A 19391-nucleotide genomic window follows, 5' to 3' on the forward strand; every position below is an offset into this window, starting at 1 on the left:
GTTAATGGACAGGGATGCGGACCGGCGAAACTGTGTTTTTTTGCGCGGGGGTTTAGCGGCGGCCTGAATTTTTTCGGTACTGGAGCGGGGTCACGCCGTTTCTGTTTTTGAAGCAGGTGGTGAAGTAGGCGGCGTCTTTGAAGCCGACGCGGCCGGCGATTTCGGTGACGGACAGGTCGGTGGCGGCGAGCATTTCGCCGGCTTTGGCGAGGCGCTGGTCCTGAAGGTATTCGACGACGGAGCGCCCGGTGAGTTGTTTGAAGGTGCGGCTGAGGTGGAACTGGCTGAGGTAGACGGCTTGGGCGATGTCCCGGAGTTTGATGGGGGCGTCGAGGTTGGCGCGGATGTATTGTTCGACTTTGGCGACGAGGGGCGGCTTGCGGCCGGCGTCGTCGGGGGCGGCCGCGGCGGCCGCGGTTTTGACGATGAGGGCGGCGACTTCGGCGGGGCGGACGGGTTTGAGGAGGTAGTCGGCGACGCCGGCTCTGAGGGCGGTGCGGGCGTAGTCGAATTCGTTGTAGGCGGAGACGATGACGACGTTGGCGCGGGGGTTGTCGGCGAGGATGGCGGCGGCGGCTTTGAGGCCGTCGCAGCCGGGCATGCGGATGTCGAGGAAGACGAGGTCGGGGCGGTGCTCGCCGGCGAGGCGGACGGCTTCGAGGCCGTTGTCGGTTTCGAGGCAGGCGGCCACGGGGAGGCGTTCTTTGGCGACGACCATTTTAATGAAGGTGCGGACGGTGATTTCGTCGTCGGCGACGAGGATTGTGATGGCGCGCATTTCAGTTACCGCCTATCGCCGGGAAGGTGAGTTCGACGGTGGTGCCCCGGCTCTTTTCGCTGTGGATGGCGAACCGGTACTGGTCTTTGAAGTAGTACTGCAGCCGGTTTTTGACGCTGGCGAGGCCGATGCCGCCGCCTTTGCCGGCGGGGTCGGCCTGGGGATCGAAGCCGAGCCCGTTGTCGCGGACGCGGCAGTGGAGGCTGCGGCCGCGGCGGCGGACGGTGATGGTTATGGCGCCTTCGCCGTCGCTGAGTTCGAAGCCGTGGACGATGGCGTTTTCGACGAGGGGCTGGAGGAGCATGCAGGGGATGAGGGTTTCGTCGAGGCCGGGCTGGATGTCGAAGGCGACGCTGAGCCGGCTGCCGAAACGGGATTGCTGGATGTGGAGGTAGTTGTCGAGCATTTTGAGTTCTTCGCGCAGGGGGATGAGTTCTTCGGTTTTTCTGAGGGTGAAGCGGAGGAGGTCGGAGAGGCTCCAGACGAGGTTGGCGACTTTTTCGGCGCCGTCGATGTAGGCCATCTGGGCGATGGTGTTGAGGGTGTTGAAGAGGAAGTGGGGGTTTATCTGCGACTGGAGGAGTTTGAAGTCGGCTTCGCGCAGGGCTTGTTCGAGTTTGGCGGAGGCTATCTGTTCTTTGACAAGCGATAGGCGGCTGTTGTCGAGTTCTTTTTGCCGGAGGGCGGCGGCGGACATTTCGGTGATTAGGCTGGCGACGGCAAAGGTGGCTTCGGCGGCGGCGTAGAGGCGGCTTTTGGGCTCGATGCGGATGGCGGTGGAGCCTGCGAGGAGGTCGCAGGCGGGGATGGCGTAGCGGGCGGCTAAGGCGTCGATGGTGCGCTGGAGTTCGTCCTGGTCGGGTTTGTTGAGGTAGACCTGGCCGCAGCGGATGTAGCCGATGACGGTGGCGCCGTCGAAGATGGGGATGAGGATGCTGGCGACGTTGTTGCAGCATTGGAAGAAGTGCGGGCCGTGGGTGCGGCCGATGGCGCCGATGACCCGTTCGACGTAGGGGCGGCAGTGGCGCCCGCCGCTGGCTCCGTCGAGGAGGGCGCAGAAGCGGGGGTAGTTGTCGGCTTTGACGACGGTTTCGCCGGCGGTGTCGATGATGGTGAGGCTGAGGCCGATGGCTTCGGAGAGTTTGTTGAGGAGGCCGCGGATGACGTCGAGGTCGAGGAGGGCGCGGATGTCGGCTTCGCCGCCCGTCGGGCTGGCGGACGGGGGCTGGGCGAGGAGACGCTGGAATTTGGAGGGGGTGTAGACGATGATGAGTTTGAGTTCGTCGTCGGTGTCGTTGATGACTTTGTGGCGGGTGTAGGGGTGGATGTGCTTGATGTCGCCGGGCTGGAGGCGGTAGGTCTGGTCGTCGATTATCTGGGCGCCGGCGCCGGAGACGACGTAGATGACTTGTTCGTCGCCGGAGTGGAGGTGTTCGTCCTGGGTGGTGCGGGGGTAGAAGGTGATGAGGCCGACGCTCATTCTTTCGATGTCGAGGTTGCCGGGTTCGACGAACCAGAGGATGCTGCCCCATTCGAAGTATTGGCTTTTGCCGAGTTGGCTGATTTCGGGCATCGGGCTTGCCTCCCTCCTTCCGGCCCGGCGGGCCTGTCTGGCGCTTCGGGGCCGCGGCGATAAGCCGCCGGCCTAACGAAAAAGACCGGATGCGCGATCCGGTCTTGGCGTGGTTTGCGGATTGCGTCGGTTATTTTATCATGAGTTTCGGCATGTAGAGGACGATTTCGGGATAGATGGTGATGAGGGCGGTCATGGCGAGCATGATGAGGAAGGACGGCATGGCGTAGCGGGCGATCCGGAAGAGGCTGTCGCCGACGAGGCCGTTGATGACGAAGAGGTTGAAGCCTACGGGGGGGGTGATCTGGGAGAGTTCGATCATGATCACGAGGTAGATGCCGAACCAGACGGGGTCGAAGCCGGCGGCCTTGATAAGCGGGGCGGCGATGGGCAGGCTCATGACGATCATGGAGAAGCCGTCGAGGAGGCAGCCCATGATGAGGTACATGACGGATAGGATGGATATGAGGGTGTAGGGGGATACGCCGAGGGTGGCGATGTACTGGGTGATGGCGGCGGGAATGCCGAGGTAGCCGACGGCGACGGACAGGAAGGAGGCGCCGGCGACGATGAGCATGATCATGCAGCAGGTTTTGACCGAGCCCATGAGGGCGGAGGTGAAGATTTCCCGGTCCAGGCTGCGGGTGATGAAGGCGAAGAAGAGGGAGCCGAGGACACCTACGGCGGCGGCTTCGGTGGGGGTGGCCCAGCCAAGGTAGATGCTGCCGAGGACGAGGACGATGAGGAGGACGACGGGCAGCAGCAGGGGGATGGATTTGAGGCGGTCGTCCCAGGTGTAGGCGTTGTCGCCGCGGGGGGCGAGTTCGGGGTTGAGGAGGCAGCGGACGACGATGTAGCCGCTGAAGGCGGCGGCGAGGATTATGCCGGGAATGATGCCGGCGATGAAGAGTTTGCCGATGCTGACGTCGGCGACGATGCCGTAGACGAGCATGACCATGCTGGGGGGAATGAGAAAGCCGAGGGTGCCCGCGCCGGCAAGGGAGCCGAGGCAGAGCCCGCGGTCGTAGTTGCGTTTTTCAAGTTCGGGGAGGGTGATTCTGCCGACGGTGGCGGTGGTGGCGGCGGAGGAGCCGCTGACGGCGGCGAAGAGGGTGCAGGCGCAGATGTTTACGTGCAGCAGGCGCCCTGGCAGGAAGTCCATCCAGGGGGAAAGGCCTTTGAAGAGGTTTTCGGAGATTTTGCTTTTGAAGAGGAGTTCTCCCATGAAGATGAACAGCGGCAGGGCGATCATGGTGGAGCCGCTGGTGCCGTTCCAGACGATGTTGGCCATGACGGCCATGGGGTCGACGCTGGTGAAGAAGAAGAAGCCGATGGCGCCGATGATGAAGAGGGATATGCCGATCCAGACGGTGGTGCCGAGGAAAAAGGCCAGACAGACAAGTAGTATGAAGGATATTGTCAAAACGTCCATATGGGTTCGCCTCCCCTATTGTTAGATAAACGGCGCATCCGGGTCACCGGCCCAGGGTGCTGGACTCGGCTTCGCCGGTTTCGCCGGTGCGCAGTCTGATGAGCGACCGGCAGATTTCGGCGGCGAACTGCAGGGTGAGGATGGCGGAGCCCAGGGGCATGAAGAAGTGAGGATACGCCAGAGGGGTGGCGGATATCTGCATCGAGCGGGTGCCCGTTCTTATCGAGTCGAAAAAGAATTCGTAACAGTTGTAGGTGAGGATGGCGCAGAAGATGAAGCCGACGATGAAGGCGTAGAGGTCGACGAGGTTGCGCGCCCGGCCTTTGACGATTTCGTGGAGGAAGACCATGCGGATGTGGCTTTTGTCCCTGAGGGTGTAGGCGAGAGCGAGGAAGGTGAGGGCGGCCATGAGGTAGCCGGTGTATTCTTCGGTGATGTAGAGCGTTTTGGCGAACAGGGTGCGGATGACCATCTCGGCGCAGACGAGGAGGAGGGCGACGATGGTGAGGATGCCGGCGAGTACGCCGCCGTAGAGGGAGAGACGGTCACAGAAGCGGATGAATGACTCCATGGCGAACTCCTTTCCTTCAGGGGAAAGAACCGGCGGCCCGTAGCCGCCGGTTCTTCGCTGCCTTTTACTGACGACCGACTTTTTTGTTGAACTCTTCGACTATTTTCTTGGCTTCGGGGGGAGCGGTCTTTAGCCAGTCTTCGCGGATATTCTTGGTGACTTTGGACAGGTCGTTGAGGAATTCTTTGCTGGGTTTGACGGTGGTTATGCCGTTCTTGTTGGAGACGGCTTCTTTTTCTTTGTCGAGTTTGGCGACTTTGTCCCACATCTCTTTTTCCATGTCTTTGCCGAGTTTGATGAGGGCGTCCTGGGTGGCTTTGTCAAGTTTGTTGAATTCTTTGAGGTTGACGGTGACGAGGTCGGTGGCCATGGTCACGTTCTGGGGGGAGTAGTATTTGAGGACTTCCCAGAATTTGGCGTCGACGGCGGTGGGGGTAGAGGTGAGGACGGAGTCGATTACGCCGGTGGCCAGGGAGGAGTAGACTTCGCTGAAGGGCAGCGGGTAGGGCGTGCCGCCGACGGCCTGGACGACGAGACCGCCGTTTTTGTCGTAGGTGCGGGTTTTGAGACCTTTCATGTCGTCAACGGATTTTACTTCTTTCTTGGACCAGATGCCGGCAGCCGGCCAGGGGGATATGTAGAGGATCTTCTGGCCCCATTTCTTTTCGGCTACCTGGTCAAAGTAGGGACGGGCGATGTCGTTGAGGATTTTGCCTTCTTCGAAGTTCTGGATGAGGAACGGCAGGGTGACGACGTTGAACAGCGGTTCGTCGCCGGCAACGCCGCTGGTCAGCATGTCGGACATGGGCACGAGCCCGTCGCGGACGATCTTGAGGAGTTCGGGGCCTTTGTAGCCGAGGGCGCCGCCGGCCTGGACGGTGATGTCGACCTTGCCTTTGGTGGCTTCTTTGGCCTTTTTGGCGAACTCCTGGAGACCCTGGGTCTGATGGTTGTTCGGCGGCCAGACGGAGTTGGCGACCCATTTTACGGGTCCGGCGGCTTTGGGCTCGGCCTTTTTGTCGCCGCCACAGCCGGCCAGCGCCAGGGAAAGGATGACGACGGCGGCCAGGGCCAGGGTGAGGAAACCGGTTTTGCGGAACGAAAGCATGTGTTAACCCCCTTCTAATATGGTGGTGCCTGTCGCGCGCCTTTGCCCTGCGGTGGAGGCGGCCCGGGGCGCGTCCATTTTTGCCTCCCGGATACCAGATGCTGGAAATCGAAAACGCATTGCTATACACTATTTTAGGCTATCCGCGGCGGTCTGTCCACAGGACTGTAATAAAAAAATCGCCGCACACGCATAAAATACACAGTAGTGCGTCACGGACGAACCTGCGCGGCGGGACGCATCCTTTACTCCCCTTCCCCGGGCAGGCTTTGCACGGCGCCGTCGCGGCGCCGCCAGTCGATGTAATGGGTGATCGACACCCGCGGGGCGCTGCGGCCCGTTATTTCGCCGTCCTCAAGGCTGAATGCGCTGTCGTGCCCCGGCAGGATGCGCCTGGCGAGGCCGGCGATGCGTTCGAGGCTGGCGAGGGCGTTGTCGCGGGAGTCGAAGCATAGCGCCGGGTCGCGGTGGTGGTATTCGCGGGGGTTTTTGAGGGCGTCGCCGGCGATGAGTGTGCCGTCGGCTTCGCGGAGGAGGCCGAGGCAGCCGGGGGTGTGGCCGGGCAGTTCCAGCACCCGGAGGCCGGGAGCGAGGGTGTCGCCTTCGCCGACGAAGTTAAGGCGCCTGCCGGCCAGGTAGCCGAGGTAGGGCTTGGGCACGAAGGTGTCGCCGCGCTCTTCAGGTAGGGATGAGTTGGCGTAGGCCCATTCTTTGCGGCCGAGAATTAGCGCGGCGTTGGCGAACAGGTCGGCGTTAAGGCAGTGGTCGAAGTGCAGGTGGGTGAGGAAAACCTTTTTGACCGCCAGCGGGTCGATGCCGCGGGCGGCCATTGCCTGGAGCAGTACGGCCCGGTCGCCGTGGCTGCCGGTGTCGACGATCAGCCAGCCGTCACCGGTTTTGAGGGCGACGACGTTGCACCAGCCGAAAAAGCCTCGGTCGGCTTTGGCGGGAAACCCCGGCAGGAGTATCTCGATGCCGGTCATGACGCACCTCCTGGTTGTTGCGGTGAAAGTGTTCGCCTTATTCTTCGCCGAAAGGATAATTTTTCCTGCCGGAATTGCCTGCGGCGGCTTTAGTGCCGGGCGTAGCAGTATAGGCAGTTGAAGCCGCAGGTCTGGGCGTAGCCCCCGATGTCGACGCTTTTGGTGCAGCCGCAGGCGGCACGCTGGCCGCCGTCGCGGGCGCGGGAGGCTTTCTCGCCGGCAAGGGCGGCGAGGAGGTCGCCGTCGACGCACCGTCCGGGGACGAGCCCGGGGACGGCGGCGAGGAGGGGCGAGGCGCAGGAGCGGAGGGTGAGGCCGTGGGCGGCGGCGATTTCGGCGAGGCGGGTGAAGAAGAGGGTGAGAAGGTTGTCTTCGAGGGGTACGAAGCCGAGGTCTGCCGCGGCCGCGAGGCGCTTTTTTACGTGGGGGTAGAGGGCGATGTGGGAGGTGGCGAGGCGGCAGGACCGCATGCCGAGGGCGGCGAGGTCGCGGCAGAGGCGCTCGAAGGCGGCGAGGCGTGCCCGGCCGGGCTTGGCGGGGTCGGGCCGGAGTTCGCCGCCGGTGGAGATGATGACGGGGTCGAAGCGGATGGTGAACTGCTCGGGGCGGTGGCGGGCGAGGAGGCCTTCGAGGGTCCTGAGGGTGGCGGCGTAGGGCGGCACGCCCGGCTCGAGGAGAGGCGAGTAGTTGTTGACGGTGTAGTGGAAGTAGAGGTTGTAGTCGGCGAGGCGGCCGGGGTCGGCGAGGATGTTGGCGAAGTCTTTGCTCCAGAGGACGACGGTGTGGACGCTTTCCGGGCGGAGGTCGACGCGGTAGCTGGCCGCGGGGAAGCGGGGGTTGACGACGACGGCTTCGCCGGCGCGCAGAGCGTCCTGCAGCCAGCGGTAATGGAAGCGCGGCAGGTCGGTGCGGCGGGAGGCGGATATGACGGTTTTGAGCTTGGCGGCCATGCTGTTCCCTCCCTGTGGTGCGGATGGCGCGGCGCGTGCCGGGAGGCGGACGGTGCCGGCGTCGACTGCGCGGGCGCTGATTTGATTTTATACTTGCGGGCGGGTGTATGCAAGCCGTTTACTATCCGGGAGAGTTGTGGTACATTGGAAGGGAAATCGTTGTCCGTCCATAAGGAGGAGCTATGGAAAAAATTCGCATCGTCATCGCCGACGACCACGCGGTGCTGCGCTCCGGGCTGAAGGCGATGCTGAATTATTCGCCCCAGTTCGAGGTTGTCGGCGAGGCGGCCAACGGCCTGGAGGCGCTGCGCCTGTTGGAGGAGCTGCGCCCGGATGTGCTGATCCTCGATTTGTCGATGCCGGGGATGAGCGGCGCGGAGTGCGTCAAGGAGATCCGCTACCGCGGCCTGCCCTGCCGGGTGCTGGTGCTGACGATGTACGACGACGAGGCGTATGTCAAGGAGGTTATGCGCGCCGGCGCGGACGGCTATATGCTGAAGAAGTCGGCCGATACCGAGCTGATGGAAGGGATCGTGAAGGTTCACGCCGGGAAGAAGTATTTGAACGAGTCGCTGTCGGAGAAGCTGCTGGACAGCTTGCTGCGCGCGCCTGCGGAGGGGCCGGACCGCCGCGACCCGTATGTGCTGCTGTCGGCCCGCGAGCGCGAGGTGCTGCGCTTCCTGGCCCAGGGATACACGAACAGCGAGATCGGCGCGGCGCTGTCGCTAAGCACCAAGACGATCGATACTTACCGCTCGCGGATTATGCATAAGTTGAACGTGCACCGGAAGTCGGAGCTGGTTAATTACGCGGTCCAGTATAAGCTGATAAATATGTGATTAGTTTCTCAAGGTGTAGGGTTTTCTCTTATGACGGCCTGCAGGTTATCCCTACGGAATTTTACTGGATATGCCTGATTTACTTCTGGTCTGACAACCAGGACAATTAATATGAAAAGGTGTCTTATTTTTCATAAATTTGCGTAAAGGAGCAGGGAGAATATGCAGAGTGGGTTGATCGATTCTTTAAAGGGGATCGTCGGGGCGGAGCATGTCCTGACAAGCCAGGAAGATCTGTTGTGCTATTCGTATGACGCCACGCCGGGGTTCTCGCATATGCCGGAGGCGGTGGTCATGCCGGGAACGGCCGACGAGGTGGCTAAGGTGCTGGCCGCGGCCAACGAAGCCAAAATCCCGGTCTATCCCCGCGGCTCCGGAACGAATCTTAGCGCGGGAACCGTCCCCCTGAAGGGCGGGATCGTGCTGCTGATGACCCGTATGAACAAGATCGTGGAGATCGATACCGCCAACCTGATCGCGGTGGCCGAGCCCGGCGTGGTGGTGGGCGACCTGAACAAGGCGGTGGAGGAGTTCGGCCTTATTTATCCTCCCGATCCCGGCACGGTGGCGACGGCGACGCTGGGCGGCACGGTGTCGGAGAACGCCGGCGGCCTGCGCGGCCTGAAGTACGGAGTTTCGAAGCATTATGTGATGGGCCTGGAGGTGGTGCTGGCCGACGGACGGATCCTGAACACCGGCGGCAAGACGGTGAAGGATGTGGCCGGCTACGACCTGACGAAGCTGTTCACCGGCTCGGAGGGGACGCTGGGGGTCATTACGAAGATAACGGTCAAGCTGATGCCGGCGCCCGAGGCGCGCAGGAGCATGCTGGCGACGTTCGCCAAGCTGGACGACGCCGGGCAGGCGATCGCGGCCATCATTGCGGCGAAGATCATCCCGGCGACGCTGGAGATTATGGATAACGCCACCGTCCGGACGGTGGAGGATTACGCGAAGGTCGGCCTGCCGACGGATGTGGAGGCTGTGCTGCTGATCGAGGTGGACGGGATCGCCGAGGTGGTGGAAAAGGACAGCGCCAAGGTGGTCGAGGTGCTGAAGGCCAATAACGCCGCCGAGATCCGCGTGGCCCAGGACGCGGCCGAGCGCGACAAGATCTGGGCAGCCCGCCGCGCGGCGCTGCCGGCGCTGGCGAAGCTGCGGCCGACGACGTTCGTGGAGGACGCGACGGTGCCCCGCAGCAAGGTGCCCGATATGATCCGCGCGGTTAACGAGATCGCGGCCCGCCACGCGGTGACGATCGGCACGTTCGGCCATGCCGGCGACGGCAACCTCCATCCGACGATTGTGTGCGATATCCGCGACGACGCCGAGATGGACCGGGTGTATAAGGCGATGGACGAGATTTTTGCGGTTTCCCTTCAGTTGGGCGGCACGCTTTCCGGCGAGCACGGCATCGGCGTGGGCAAGCTGCGATATATGGAAAGCCAGTTCGGCCCTGCCGGGATGGCGGCGATGCGGGCGATCAAGAAGGCTCTCGACCCCAACTGTATCCTGAATCCGGGAAAACTTGTCGGGGAGTGTTTGTAATATGAGCGACGACAATAAAAAGCTGCTGGCCGAGCTTGAGGACGCGCTCGCCAATTGCATGAAGTGCGGCAACTGTATGGAGGTCTGCCCGATCTATAAGGAGTTCAAGACCGAGTCGACGGTGGCCCGCGGCAAGATCGCGCTGATGGAGGCGGTGCTGAGCGGCCAGAGCGAAATCACCGCCGGCTTCGACCAGCGGATGGCGATGTGCGTGAGCTGCAAGGCGTGCACCGCGAAGTGCCCGTGCGGTGTGAAGGCCGACGAGTTGATCATCAAGGGCCGGGAGGCGATCGTAAAGACGCGCGGCCTGCACCCGATCAAGAAGGCGGCGTTCGCGCTGCTGAAGGCCCGGCCGCTGTTCGATTTCGGCCTGCGGATGGCCGGCGTATTCGGACCGCTGGCGTTCAAGAAGCTGCCCGGCCGCCTGGCGACGGTGGCCCGTTTCCCGATGCCGGGGCTGGACCGCAAGCGGATCATGGCGCCGATAGCCTCCACCCCGCTCCGCAGCCAGGTCCCCGAGGTGGTGAAGGTCGATAATCCGAAGCTGCGGGTGGCGTTCTTCACCGGCTGCACGATCAATTATATATATACCGATGTGGGCCAGGCGGTGCTGAACGTCCTGAAGGAGAACGACGTGGAGGTGACGCTGCCGGCGCTGCAGCACTGCTGTGCGGTGCCGGTGCATATCTCGGGCGACATCGAGCTGGCGAAGGTGTTCGCCAAGCACAATATCGAGACGTTCGAGCGCTACAACCCGGATTATATCGTGGCCGCGTGCGGCTCGTGCACAATGGCGTGGAAGAAGGATTACCCCGAGATGTTCGCCGACGACCCGGAGATGAAGGCGCGGGCGGAGAAGCTGGCGGCCAGGACGTACGAGATCAGCCAGTTCCTGGTGGATGTGGTGAAGTTCCGCCGCGACAACCTCGGCGAGGTGAAGGCGAAGGTTACGATGCACGACCCGTGCCATATGGCGCGCGGCATCGCGGTGACGGCCCAACCGCGCGAGGTGCTGAAGGCCATCCCGGGGCTGGAGTTCGTGGAGATGAAGGAGCCGGCCCGCTGCTGCGGGGCCGGGGGGTCGTTCAGCCTGGCGCACTATGACGTGGCCCGGACGATCAATGACCGCAAGCTGGCCGATATCGCGTCGACGGGCGCGGATACGGTGGCGACCGGCTGCGGCATGTGCCGGATGCATATCACCGACGGCCTGGTGCAGAGCGGCCGCAACGAGCAGGTCTTCCACACGGTGCAGCTCCTGGACCGCGCGTACAAAGCGGGCAAGAAGGACGAGCCGAAGAAGGCGAAGGACGAGTTCCACTTCCATTAAGATGCCGCAAGCCCCCGGACCGAGGTCCGGGGGCTTTTTGTATGAAATTTGCACTGGGTCAACGCAGCGGCGTATTGACTTAGGCCGTTCAGATGCCCTCAGATGCAAGGCGCACCGGAGGATGACGCCACCGTTTCCTCCGCGACAATGTTTATATAGGTGGTTTGCGCAGGATTGGTTTAACAGTATCGCGCGTACACGTAAGTACGCTGAGGATGTCAGCCGAGGAGCAAGTGCGCCCCTCTTAGCGCTTCAGCGGTTAGAGGGGCGGCCTGCCCCTTGCGGGTACGCCGCAGATGGGGGCATATCAACGGCCGTGGTTCTTTTCTTTGAGGGGGACTTCGGCGGTAATGGCCGTCCCCGCCCCGGGGGCGGTCTGGATGGCGAAGGCGCCGTCGAGGAGGGCTACCCGCTCGCGCATGCCGTGAATGCCCAGGCAGGCGCCGGCGGCCGCCGTCTGCAGGGAGGCGATTTCGAAGCCTACGCCGTCGTCGGCGACGGTGAGGCGGAGCCGGCCGCGGCTTTTTTTGAGGGCGACGCGCACCTGGCCGGCCCGGGCGTGTTTGACGATGTTGGTGAGCGCTTCCTGGAGGATGCGGTAGAGGGCGATTTCGACCTCGGGCCTAAAGCGCTCCCGCGAGAGGCCGGCGAAGTCGATATCGACGGGCAGGCTATACTGGTTGGCATAGCTTTCGATGTATTTGTGGGCCGCGGCTACGAGGCCGAGGTCGTCCAGAAGGACGGGCCGGAGCTCGACGGCGAGGCGGTGGACGTCTTCAAGGGTTTTGGCGGCGAGGTCGCGCATGGCGAGGACCCGCGCCCGCTCCTCCCCCCCTCCCATCTGCTCGGAGAGGACGCGCAGGCCGACGATGATGGAGGTAAGGGCCTGGCTGGTTTCGTCGTGGAGTTCGCGGGAGATCTTGCGGCGTTCTTCTTCCTGGACGGCGATGATTTTGTTGAGGAAGATGGTCTGCAGTTCTTCTTTTTCCTGGAGGGCGCGAACGAGTTTTTCCTGGCGGGCGCTCGACTCGAGGGCGGCCTGGACGAAGCGGGCCGCCAGGCGCGCATAGGGGGCGGCGGCTTCGGGCTCGCCGGTGACGCCGATAACGCCGGCGCAGCGGCCCTCGAAGATGATGGGGACGTTGAAGCCTTTGCGGACGCCTTTGTAGCGGGCGACGTCGTCCTCGGTGACGGAGAATTCGTGTATGTGGCCGGAGGCGAGCATGTTCGCCGCGCATTCGTGGACCTGGGAGATTCTTTCCTTGCTGAAGGAGGCGATTATTACCCCTTTGTGGTCGCAGATGTTGACGTTTTTGTTGAGTTCGGCGGCGACGATGTCGACGAGTGTTTGGGAGAAATGGGGGTCGAGGCTGCGGTACAGTTCTTTCGCGGGTATGGTTCTCCCCTCCTGTCTGGTCCTTTATCGCGGCGAAAAGGCGAAGACCTTACGGTATGTAAGGTCTTCTACTTATTTCTAATCATATTACAACCGTTCGCGACCGTCAACCCGGCCGGCGGTCAGGGTCCGCCCGACAGGCGCATGAGGGTTTCGTCGATGTCGGGGTCGACGCCGCCGAGGGTATCGTTCACGCCGCCGACGTGCCTGATTGCGTCCTTGTCGATGTGCCTGTGCCGCTGTTCTTCCGCCATTGCTCTCACCTCCTTTCCAGCAATCTGCCATAGACCCGGGGGGAGAGGCGTGTTATAATTCTTAGCTGTGATACTAGGAGGAGGTGCCGCAAATGGACTCATTGTCGCACGCGCTCGTCGGCGTGGCGGTAGCCGGCTTGTCCGGACACCAGCCGTCGTTCGGCGACCCGATATACATCGCTACCGTACTCGGCGCCCAGGCCCCCGATTTCGATATCGTGTCCCAGGTGAGGGGCAATATGGCCTACCTGAGACAGCACCGGGCGTTTTCCCACTCTGTTCCGGGCGTCGCCCTGTGGGCGGCGGCCATCGCCGTGGTCGTCAAGCTCCTTATGCCGCAGGCCGAGGTCGGGCAGCTTCTGTTGTGGGCGTTCGCCGGCGGCCTGTCGCATACTGTCTTAGATTATTTTAACTCCCACGGGACGGCGATATTATGGCCTTTTCGCCGGGAGCGGAAAAGCTATCCCCTGCTCAATGTTTTCGACCCTATTCTGATGGCGCTGCTGCTGTCGATGTACGCCACCCGTCTGCCGATCGAGGAGGTTTCGTATCTCAGCCTGGCGACGCTGGCGCTGTATATCTTCGCGCGTTATTGCCTGCGCAAGCGGGCTTACGCGTGGCTGAAGAACAGATTCGCCGGCGAGCTGCTGACCCGCATCTGGGTGATGCCGTGTCTCAGCCGCCTCTTTTACTGGGATTTCGTGGTGGAAACCGACCGCCGCCACATCAACGGCCGCCTGGGGGCGCTTTTCCCGCTGCTCGACATCAAGGCCGACCTGCCCCGCCAGGAGCTGTCGCCGCTGGCCGAACAGGCTAGTAAGACGTCGCTGGGCGAGTTTTTCACGACCTTCACGCCCTTCATTTACTTCGACGAGTCGGACGAGGACGAAGGCAAGGTGAATATCTACGATTTGCGCTACTACAAGGGCGGCGAGTTCGTGCACAGCGCCACGATCACTTTCACTCCCGAGAAGACGCTGCGCGACGCGTATATTCATTCGCTCGGCCAGACGATCAGAGTAACGGAATAGCGACCTTTATACCACAAAGGCGCAGGGCATTTCACACCCGGTATTTTTGCTGTTGCAAAACCGGCCGGGTGTGTTATAATGTTTGTAGTACCCCCTCCCCCAGGGGACGGGTTAGGAGGTTATGATAGATGCGTAATAAATTGCAGCCTTATCTTTTCTGGATTTTGCTCGCCTATCTGGCGATAGGTTTCGTATACCCGGCGATCGGTGTAATCGCGCTGGTGTGCATGCTGGCTCCGGTGGTAATCGCCCCCTTCAAGGGCCGCTTTTGGTGCGGCAACTGGTGTCCGCGCGGCAGCTTTTACGACAACGCGCTGGCCCGTTTTTCGCCCAAGCGGCCCATCCCCTCCTTCTTTCGCAGCAAGGGTCTGCGCATTTTCATGCTGATTTTCATCATGTCGGTGTTTTCGGCGCAGATGTATTTCGCCTGGGGCGACCTGGCGGCGATGGGGATGGTGTTCATCAATATAATTTTCGTGACGACGGTGGTTGGCGTGGTCCTCGGCATGATCTACCACCAGCGGACGTGGTGCTCGTTCTGCCCGATGGGGACGCTGGCGTCGTGGCTGAGCCGCGGGAAGATGCCGCTGAAGGTGGCGCCGAGCTGTGTGAGCTGCGGACTGTGCACCAAGGCCTGCCCGCTGCAGCTTCAGCCGCAGAGCGGCAAGGAGGCCGGAGCGTTCACGGACGGCGACTGCCTGAAGTGCGACCGCTGCACGGCGGTGTGCCCGAAGAAGGCGCTCGCGTTCGCGACAAGCGAGGAACCGGCGACGATGAAGAAGCCCGCGTGATCGACACGCGGGCTTCTTCTTTGTTTTAGTGGACGGGGCCGGAGGAGAGGCCGAGTTCTTTGCGCTTTTTCTCGATGTGGTCGACGTAGATGGCGACGGTTTTGTCGGCGGAGAGTTCGACCATGAGTTTGCCGAGGCCGAGGGTTTCGGTGGTTTCGGTGAGGGTTTTGACGACGACGTCGCTGCCGGTGACGGACGGCACGGGGGCGACGTGGACGAGCCAGCCGAGGGCGATGGCGGTGCAGGCGTCGGCGACGGCTTTCTGCTCGAGGTATTCGGGGGCGCCGATGACGAGCGGCAGTTTGTCGGTATCGACGCCGAGGGCGTCGGCGAGTTCCATGGCGGTATGGGTCATTTTGCCGATGTCGACGCAGGCGCCGTAGGAGAGGACGGGCGGGATGCCGAGGGCCTGGCAGACGGCTTTGAGGCCGGGGCCGCATTCCTCGGCCGCCTGGGGCCTGGTGAGGCCGGTGTATTCCATGACCGCGGAGGTGCAGCCGCCGGACAGGACGAGGATGTCTTTTTCGATCAGGCCCTTGGTGATGCGGAAGATGTTGCTGCCGCCCTGGCCATAGCGGGCGGTGGTGCAGCCGACGATGGTGGCGATGCCGCGGATGCTGCCGTTCGCGATGGCGTCGAGGAGGGGCTGCCAGGTGCCGCCGAGGGCGGCTTTGACGGGCTCGGTGCTGAAGCCGACGGTGCATTCGGTGGTGTATTGCGGGACATAGGTTTCGCGGTTTTCGGCCTGGCGGCGCTTGAAGGCTTCGATGGACATGTCGAGGATTTTGCTCGCCTGTTCGGCCATCCGCTCGGGGATGAATTCGACGGTTTCGGCGCCGGGGAGTTTGATGACTTCATGGGTGCTGACGAGGGTGGTGCCGAAGCGTTTGGCGTAAAGCGGCAGGGTGGGCACGGTGCAGTTGTAGTCGAACATGAATACGTCGACACAGCCGGTGGCGAGGAGGTATTCTTCGGATAGCCATTCGCCTTCCTGGCCGCCGTAGGCGGGCATGTCCTGGGTGCCGGCGTAGTTGATGAGCTGCTGGCCTTCGCAGACATGGCCGAGGATCTGGATGGCCGAGGCGCCGGCTGCCTTGGCCTTTTCCTGCCACTCGCGCCGCGAGGCGAGGTCGATGACGGTCTGGGCGACGAGCGGCATGTGGCCGTTGGTGATGATGTTGATTTTGGCCGGGTCGAGGAGACCCATGTTCTGCCGGGTGGTGTGAATTTTCTGGGTGCCCATGAGGATTTCCTGGAGGATGTCGAGGGCGAAGAGGCCCTGGTATTCGTTGATGATGCCGAGCCGGACGGAGGTGAGGAGGAAGTCGACCGGGTCGGCGTTGAGGTTGGTCATGCATTTGGTCTGGGCGAAGGATACCTCGCTGTTGCCGCCGCCGGGGAAGAGTTTGAGTTTGCGCCACAGTTCCTTGCGCTTGGCGGGGGCGAAGGCCTGGACCATGGCTGCTTCCTCGTAGTAGGGCCGTCCCATGTCGGTGAGTATCCAGTCGGCAAAGGTGCGGGCGACTTTGTTCACGTCCTGTTTGCTGTTGAGGCCGGCCATTTCGGCGTATTTGAGGAGTTTGTCGGGGTCGCGGAGGACAAGGCCGCTGTCGGGCGCTTCGGCGGCGGCTTTGAGGGTGCGGGCGGCCTGCTGGGCGTGAAAGATGTTGGCGGCGGTGCCGATGGTGACGTGGCGGTAGACGAAGTTGCGGGCGACCATGACGTGGGCGTCGACGCCGCAGGCGCCGCGCGGCACTTTGGCGTTGATGCGGCAGGGCCCCTGGGCGCAGAGCTGGCAGCTGAGCCCCGAGGTGCAGAAGCCGCAACGGATGGTTTCCTGCTGCTGCCAGCGGTCGAAGACGTTGGTCAGCCCCTGGGCGTGGACATGCTGGTACATTTCGCGCATGGCGGGGTCGATGATGATGTTGAGGGGATAGCCGTCCTTGCCCTGGTCGTGGGTGCGGATGTGTTCGCGCTGCCAGGCGAATACGCCTTCGGGCGGCGGCGATTTGGTTATGTCGTAGTATTTGCGCGCGTTGGCGTGGACGTCGAAGTGGGCGTCGGGATCGTTGCTGGCGCTGGCGTCGCCTCGCCCGAGTACTGATTCCACGTCTCCCCTGCTGACGTCGTCGGTACTGGTGATAAGCTGCTGACGGTCGGACACGTCGATTCCCCCTCACATCGTAATGGTGTTAGTCTGCGACAGGCGGCTTTTTTTATGCCTTGCTTGACATAAATTACCGGCCGGCCGGCGACAGGGTTGCGGCTGTTAACGGCGAATATGTCAATAAATTATGTAAGGTGGGGAATTGTATTGGCAAAGTCGCTGCGGACGTGGATGTTGGCTTCGGTATTGATCGTTTGGTTGACAGGCACGGCGGCGGCGGGCGATTTGTCGCTCGGCGTGTGGCCGGCGACCGGTTCGCAGGTGTGGCGCATTTCTTTTCCGGCCGACGGGGCGTCCGAGCTTTATTATCCCCACGCCAGCACTTATTTTACCGCGAGTTATGAAAACAAGCCGTCGCACCTCAGCCGGCTGCGGGTGGAGGGCGGCCTGGCGAACGGGATGAAGGCGACGGCCGGCAGCGATTCGGACTGGGATTATACGCGGAGTTCGAGCTTGTGGTATTACGGCGAGTTCAATACGACGGGCAGGAGCGCCTTTGTTAATGTGGACTGGGTGAAGCCGGCCGGCGCGGACCGCGAGTATTTCGTCGGCTACGGCTACCGGCAGAATGCTTTTCGGATGACGGACGGCGTGTACTATGTGGAGAATTATGCTTCCCAAAGCCCGCCGCACGCGCTGGACGGCCTGTCTTCCACCTATACGGCCACTTATCAGGGACCGCATATCGGGGTTAAGGGCAAGTCGGCCTTGTCGCCGCAGGTGAGCGTCGTCGGGTCGGTGGCCTACTCCCCGCTCGCTCTCGCTCAGGGCCACGGCTGGTGGAATCTCCGCGGCCTGGAGTTCGATCATACGGGCACGGCGCAGATGGTGGACGCGTACATAGGCGTTCGCTACGCCTTAGGCGGCACGCAGGCGGCGGCGGTGACCGCCGGCTACCGTTACCAGTATATGAGCCTTTACCACGGGACGGAGAATACGAGCGCCGAGATTTCCTGGGATAAGGCGACTAGTGTGCAGAAGGGATTTTATTTCTCCAGCGAGTTCCGGTTTTAGGAAGCATTACATAGCGGCCCAGCGGCTGACAAAAAAGAACGCCTGACGGCGTTCTTTTTTTGGGGGAACACTGTTAAGTTTGCCCCTCTCCCCTGCCCTTCGGGCGGTCTTTGAGAAATTCGAACGCCACAACTGCGGCGGCGAAGACGCCGGGGACCGCCCAGTGGAGGAACGGGTAAGCTGCGGCGAGGGGTTGGGCGGCCGGGTCGGCGACGAGCATGTCGCCGGCCGTCCAGCCGAGGAAGGCGGCGCCGATTACGACGATGACCGGCCAGCGCTGCATGAGCTTGGTGATGAGGGTGCTGCCCCAGATGATGATGGGGATGCTGAGGGCGAGGCCGATGACGAGGAGGCTGATGTTGCCGCGGGAGACGCCGGCGATGGCAATGACGTTGTCGAGGCTCATGACGAGGTCGGCGATGAGGATGGTTTTGACGGCGTCCCAGAGGTTGCCGGCCGCTTCCACCTCTTCCCCGGCGCTGTGGTCGTCGGCGACGAGTTTGACGGCGACCCATTGGAGAAGGAGGCCGCCGGCGATCTGCAGGTAGGGGACCTTGAGGAGCAGTACGGCGGCGAGGGTGAGGATGATGCGCATGCCGATGGCGCCGGCGCCGCCCCACAGGACGGCCTGCCGCTGTTGCGCGGGGGGCAGTCTGCGGCTGGCGAGGGCGATGACGAGGGCGTTGTCGCCGCTGAGGAGGAGGTTGATCATCATGATGCTGAATAGGGCTGTCAGGTAATCCATGCCACCACCTGCCTTGGTATGGCCGAACGGCCTAGGTTTAAGTCATCACGACGCGACAATGGTTCTGTTGGTCCGTTATTATTTTACCCGGTAAAGAGGCGGGCATGAACGGGATTTTGTGCCTTATCGGGACAAGTCTGCGTGTGCGCGCATTTTCCCCCGCCCGGGAATGAAACCGGCAGGAAGCGGCGTTAAGCGGCGCGAAGGAATAAATATGGCTTATTATATTAATCTATGTGTTAAGGAGGCGATGTTGTGAAGGTTTTGATCGTTTATTACTCGCTTTACGGTCATATCCACCGGCTGGCTGAGGCGGTTGCCGCAGGGGTGCGGGAAGTGCCCGGCGCCGAAGCTGTCCTGCGTCGCGTGCCGGAAACGCTGCCCGCCGAGGTTGTGGCGAAAATGGGGGCGACCGAGGCGCAGAAAGCGCTGGCCCATATCCCGGTTTGCACGGTGGATGAGCTGGCGGCGGCCGACGCCATCGTCTTCGGCTCCCCCACCCGGTTCGGCAACATGTGCGGTCAGATGCGCCAGTTCCTTGACGCCACCGGTGGCCTCTGGGCTCAGGGCAAACTGGTGGGTAAAGCCGGCAGCGTGTTCACCAGCAGCGGTACGCAGCACGGCGGCCAGGAGTCGACGATTTTGAGTTTCCACACTACGCTGCTGCACCACGGAATGGTGATCGTTGGCCTGCCTTACAGTTTTCAGGGTCAGACGACGGTCGCGGAGGTAGCGGGGTGTTCGCCTTACGGGGCGTCGACGATCGCCGGCGGTGACGGCAGCCGTATGCCGAGCGAGGTCGAACTGGCCGGGGCCCGCTTTCAGGGCAGGCACGTGGCGACGATCGCGGCGAAACTGACACGGTAAGAATAATCACCGGC

Annotated in this window: 18 protein-coding genes; 7 read left to right on the plus strand and 11 right to left on the minus strand. The window is 62.5% G+C overall.

Annotation, left to right across the window (positions count from 1 at the left end; all coding sequences use genetic code 11):
* Positions 1–52: 52 nt before the first annotated feature.
* From Q4T40_12480 to Q4T40_12510, 7 genes are all read right to left on the minus strand, one after another.
* Positions 53–778 (minus strand): response regulator, encoded by a 726-nt coding sequence (locus tag Q4T40_12480; protein ID MDT8902063.1) that lies wholly within the window; start codon positions 776–778, stop codon positions 53–55.
* 1 nt (position 779) lies between these two features.
* Positions 780–2351, minus strand: coding sequence for a histidine kinase (locus Q4T40_12485; GenBank protein MDT8902064.1), 1572 nt, complete (start codon positions 2349–2351; stop codon positions 780–782).
* Between the two features lie 130 nt (positions 2352–2481).
* Complete coding sequence (locus Q4T40_12490; GenBank protein ID MDT8902065.1) at positions 2482–3783, minus strand: TRAP transporter large permease subunit; 1302 nt, start codon at positions 3781–3783, stop codon at positions 2482–2484.
* 43 nt (positions 3784–3826) lie between these two features.
* Positions 3827–4354: a TRAP transporter small permease gene (locus tag Q4T40_12495; GenBank protein MDT8902066.1), complete on the minus strand. Its 528-nt coding sequence runs from the start codon at positions 4352–4354 to the stop codon at positions 3827–3829.
* 64 nt (positions 4355–4418) lie between these two features.
* The gene (locus Q4T40_12500; GenBank protein MDT8902067.1) at positions 4419–5462 is read right to left on the minus strand and encodes a TRAP transporter substrate-binding protein; all 1044 of its coding nucleotides are present in this window, start codon (positions 5460–5462) and stop codon (positions 4419–4421) included.
* Positions 5463–5707: 245 nt separating this feature from the next.
* Complete coding sequence (locus tag Q4T40_12505) at positions 5708–6445, minus strand: MBL fold metallo-hydrolase (protein ID MDT8902068.1); 738 nt, start codon at positions 6443–6445, stop codon at positions 5708–5710.
* A gap of 89 nt (positions 6446–6534) precedes the next feature.
* A complete protein-coding gene (locus tag Q4T40_12510; GenBank protein MDT8902069.1) occupies positions 6535–7395 on the minus strand; it encodes a DUF1848 family protein in 861 nt (286 codons plus the stop codon).
* 182 nt (positions 7396–7577) lie between these two features.
* Between Q4T40_12510 and Q4T40_12515 the strand changes: the two genes are divergently transcribed.
* From Q4T40_12515 to Q4T40_12525, 3 genes are all read left to right on the plus strand, one after another.
* Positions 7578–8234, plus strand: a complete 657-nt coding sequence (locus tag Q4T40_12515) for a response regulator transcription factor (protein MDT8902070.1) — start codon at positions 7578–7580, stop codon at positions 8232–8234.
* 162 nt (positions 8235–8396) lie between these two features.
* Positions 8397–9782 carry an FAD-linked oxidase C-terminal domain-containing protein gene (locus Q4T40_12520; GenBank protein MDT8902071.1) on the plus strand — a complete coding sequence of 462 codons (1386 nt, stop codon included), beginning with the start codon at positions 8397–8399 and terminating at the stop codon, positions 9780–9782.
* Between the two features lies 1 nt (position 9783).
* Positions 9784–11112 carry a (Fe-S)-binding protein gene (locus Q4T40_12525; GenBank protein MDT8902072.1) on the plus strand — a complete coding sequence of 443 codons (1329 nt, stop codon included), beginning with the start codon at positions 9784–9786 and terminating at the stop codon, positions 11110–11112.
* Between the two features lie 307 nt (positions 11113–11419).
* Here the strand turns inward: Q4T40_12525 and Q4T40_12530 are convergent, their stop codons facing one another.
* Together Q4T40_12530 and Q4T40_12535 are read right to left on the minus strand one after the other, a co-directional pair.
* Positions 11420–12508: a sugar diacid recognition domain-containing protein gene (locus Q4T40_12530; protein MDT8902073.1), complete on the minus strand. Its 1089-nt coding sequence runs from the start codon at positions 12506–12508 to the stop codon at positions 11420–11422.
* A gap of 122 nt (positions 12509–12630) precedes the next feature.
* Positions 12631–12762: a hypothetical protein gene (locus tag Q4T40_12535; protein ID MDT8902074.1), complete on the minus strand. Its 132-nt coding sequence runs from the start codon at positions 12760–12762 to the stop codon at positions 12631–12633.
* Between the two features lie 92 nt (positions 12763–12854).
* Between Q4T40_12535 and Q4T40_12540 the strand changes: the two genes are divergently transcribed.
* Complete coding sequence (locus tag Q4T40_12540) at positions 12855–13793, plus strand: metal-dependent hydrolase (protein ID MDT8902075.1); 939 nt, start codon at positions 12855–12857, stop codon at positions 13791–13793.
* Positions 13794–13921: 128 nt separating this feature from the next.
* The gene (locus Q4T40_12545) at positions 13922–14584 is read left to right on the plus strand and encodes a 4Fe-4S binding protein (GenBank protein MDT8902076.1); all 663 of its coding nucleotides are present in this window, start codon (positions 13922–13924) and stop codon (positions 14582–14584) included.
* A 25-nt stretch (positions 14585–14609) separates the two neighbouring features.
* Here Q4T40_12545 and cooS read toward each other — a convergent pair whose 3' ends face one another.
* A complete protein-coding gene (cooS, locus tag Q4T40_12550) occupies positions 14610–16748 on the minus strand; it encodes an anaerobic carbon-monoxide dehydrogenase catalytic subunit (protein ID MDT8902077.1) in 2139 nt (712 codons plus the stop codon).
* 150 nt (positions 16749–16898) lie between these two features.
* Between cooS and Q4T40_12555 the strand changes: the two genes are divergently transcribed.
* Positions 16899–17765 (plus strand): hypothetical protein, encoded by an 867-nt coding sequence (locus Q4T40_12555; protein ID MDT8902078.1) that lies wholly within the window; start codon positions 16899–16901, stop codon positions 17763–17765.
* A gap of 73 nt (positions 17766–17838) precedes the next feature.
* Here Q4T40_12555 and Q4T40_12560 read toward each other — a convergent pair whose 3' ends face one another.
* The gene (locus Q4T40_12560; protein ID MDT8902079.1) at positions 17839–18510 is read right to left on the minus strand and encodes a TerC family protein; all 672 of its coding nucleotides are present in this window, start codon (positions 18508–18510) and stop codon (positions 17839–17841) included.
* Positions 18511–18765: 255 nt separating this feature from the next.
* On the opposite strand from Q4T40_12560, the gene wrbA reads away from it, so the two are divergent.
* On the plus strand, positions 18766–19377 hold the full coding sequence (wrbA, locus tag Q4T40_12565) for an NAD(P)H:quinone oxidoreductase (GenBank protein ID MDT8902080.1): 612 nt from the start codon (positions 18766–18768) through the stop codon (positions 19375–19377).
* Positions 19378–19391 lie beyond the last annotated feature (14 nt).

This window comes from Selenomonadales bacterium 4137-cl (assembly GCA_032334055.1).
Taxonomy (GTDB): domain Bacteria; phylum Bacillota; class Negativicutes; order Sporomusales; family UBA7701; genus Anaeroselena; species Anaeroselena agilis.

Coding starts and splice junctions, on each gene's coding strand:
- Q4T40_12480 (MDT8902063.1), bottom strand. CDS start 778: ATGCGCGCCATCACAATCCTCGTCGCCGACGACGAAATCACCGTCCGC.
- Q4T40_12485 (MDT8902064.1), bottom strand. CDS start 2,351: ATGCCCGAAATCAGCCAACTCGGCAAAAGCCAATACTTCGAATGGGGC.
- Q4T40_12490 (MDT8902065.1), bottom strand. CDS start 3,783: ATGGACGTTTTGACAATATCCTTCATACTACTTGTCTGTCTGGCCTTT.
- Q4T40_12495 (MDT8902066.1), bottom strand. CDS start 4,354: ATGGAGTCATTCATCCGCTTCTGTGACCGTCTCTCCCTCTACGGCGGC.
- Q4T40_12500 (MDT8902067.1), bottom strand. CDS start 5,462: ATGCTTTCGTTCCGCAAAACCGGTTTCCTCACCCTGGCCCTGGCCGCC.
- Q4T40_12505 (MDT8902068.1), bottom strand. CDS start 6,445: ATGACCGGCATCGAGATACTCCTGCCGGGGTTTCCCGCCAAAGCCGAC.
- Q4T40_12510 (MDT8902069.1), bottom strand. CDS start 7,395: ATGGCCGCCAAGCTCAAAACCGTCATATCCGCCTCCCGCCGCACCGAC.
- Q4T40_12515 (MDT8902070.1), top strand. CDS start 7,578: ATGGAAAAAATTCGCATCGTCATCGCCGACGACCACGCGGTGCTGCGC.
- Q4T40_12520 (MDT8902071.1), top strand. CDS start 8,397: ATGCAGAGTGGGTTGATCGATTCTTTAAAGGGGATCGTCGGGGCGGAG.
- Q4T40_12525 (MDT8902072.1), top strand. CDS start 9,784: ATGAGCGACGACAATAAAAAGCTGCTGGCCGAGCTTGAGGACGCGCTC.
- Q4T40_12535 (MDT8902074.1), bottom strand. CDS start 12,762: ATGGCGGAAGAACAGCGGCACAGGCACATCGACAAGGACGCAATCAGG.
- Q4T40_12540 (MDT8902075.1), top strand. CDS start 12,855: ATGGACTCATTGTCGCACGCGCTCGTCGGCGTGGCGGTAGCCGGCTTG.
- Q4T40_12545 (MDT8902076.1), top strand. CDS start 13,922: ATGCGTAATAAATTGCAGCCTTATCTTTTCTGGATTTTGCTCGCCTAT.
- Q4T40_12560 (MDT8902079.1), bottom strand. CDS start 18,510: ATGGATTACCTGACAGCCCTATTCAGCATCATGATGATCAACCTCCTC.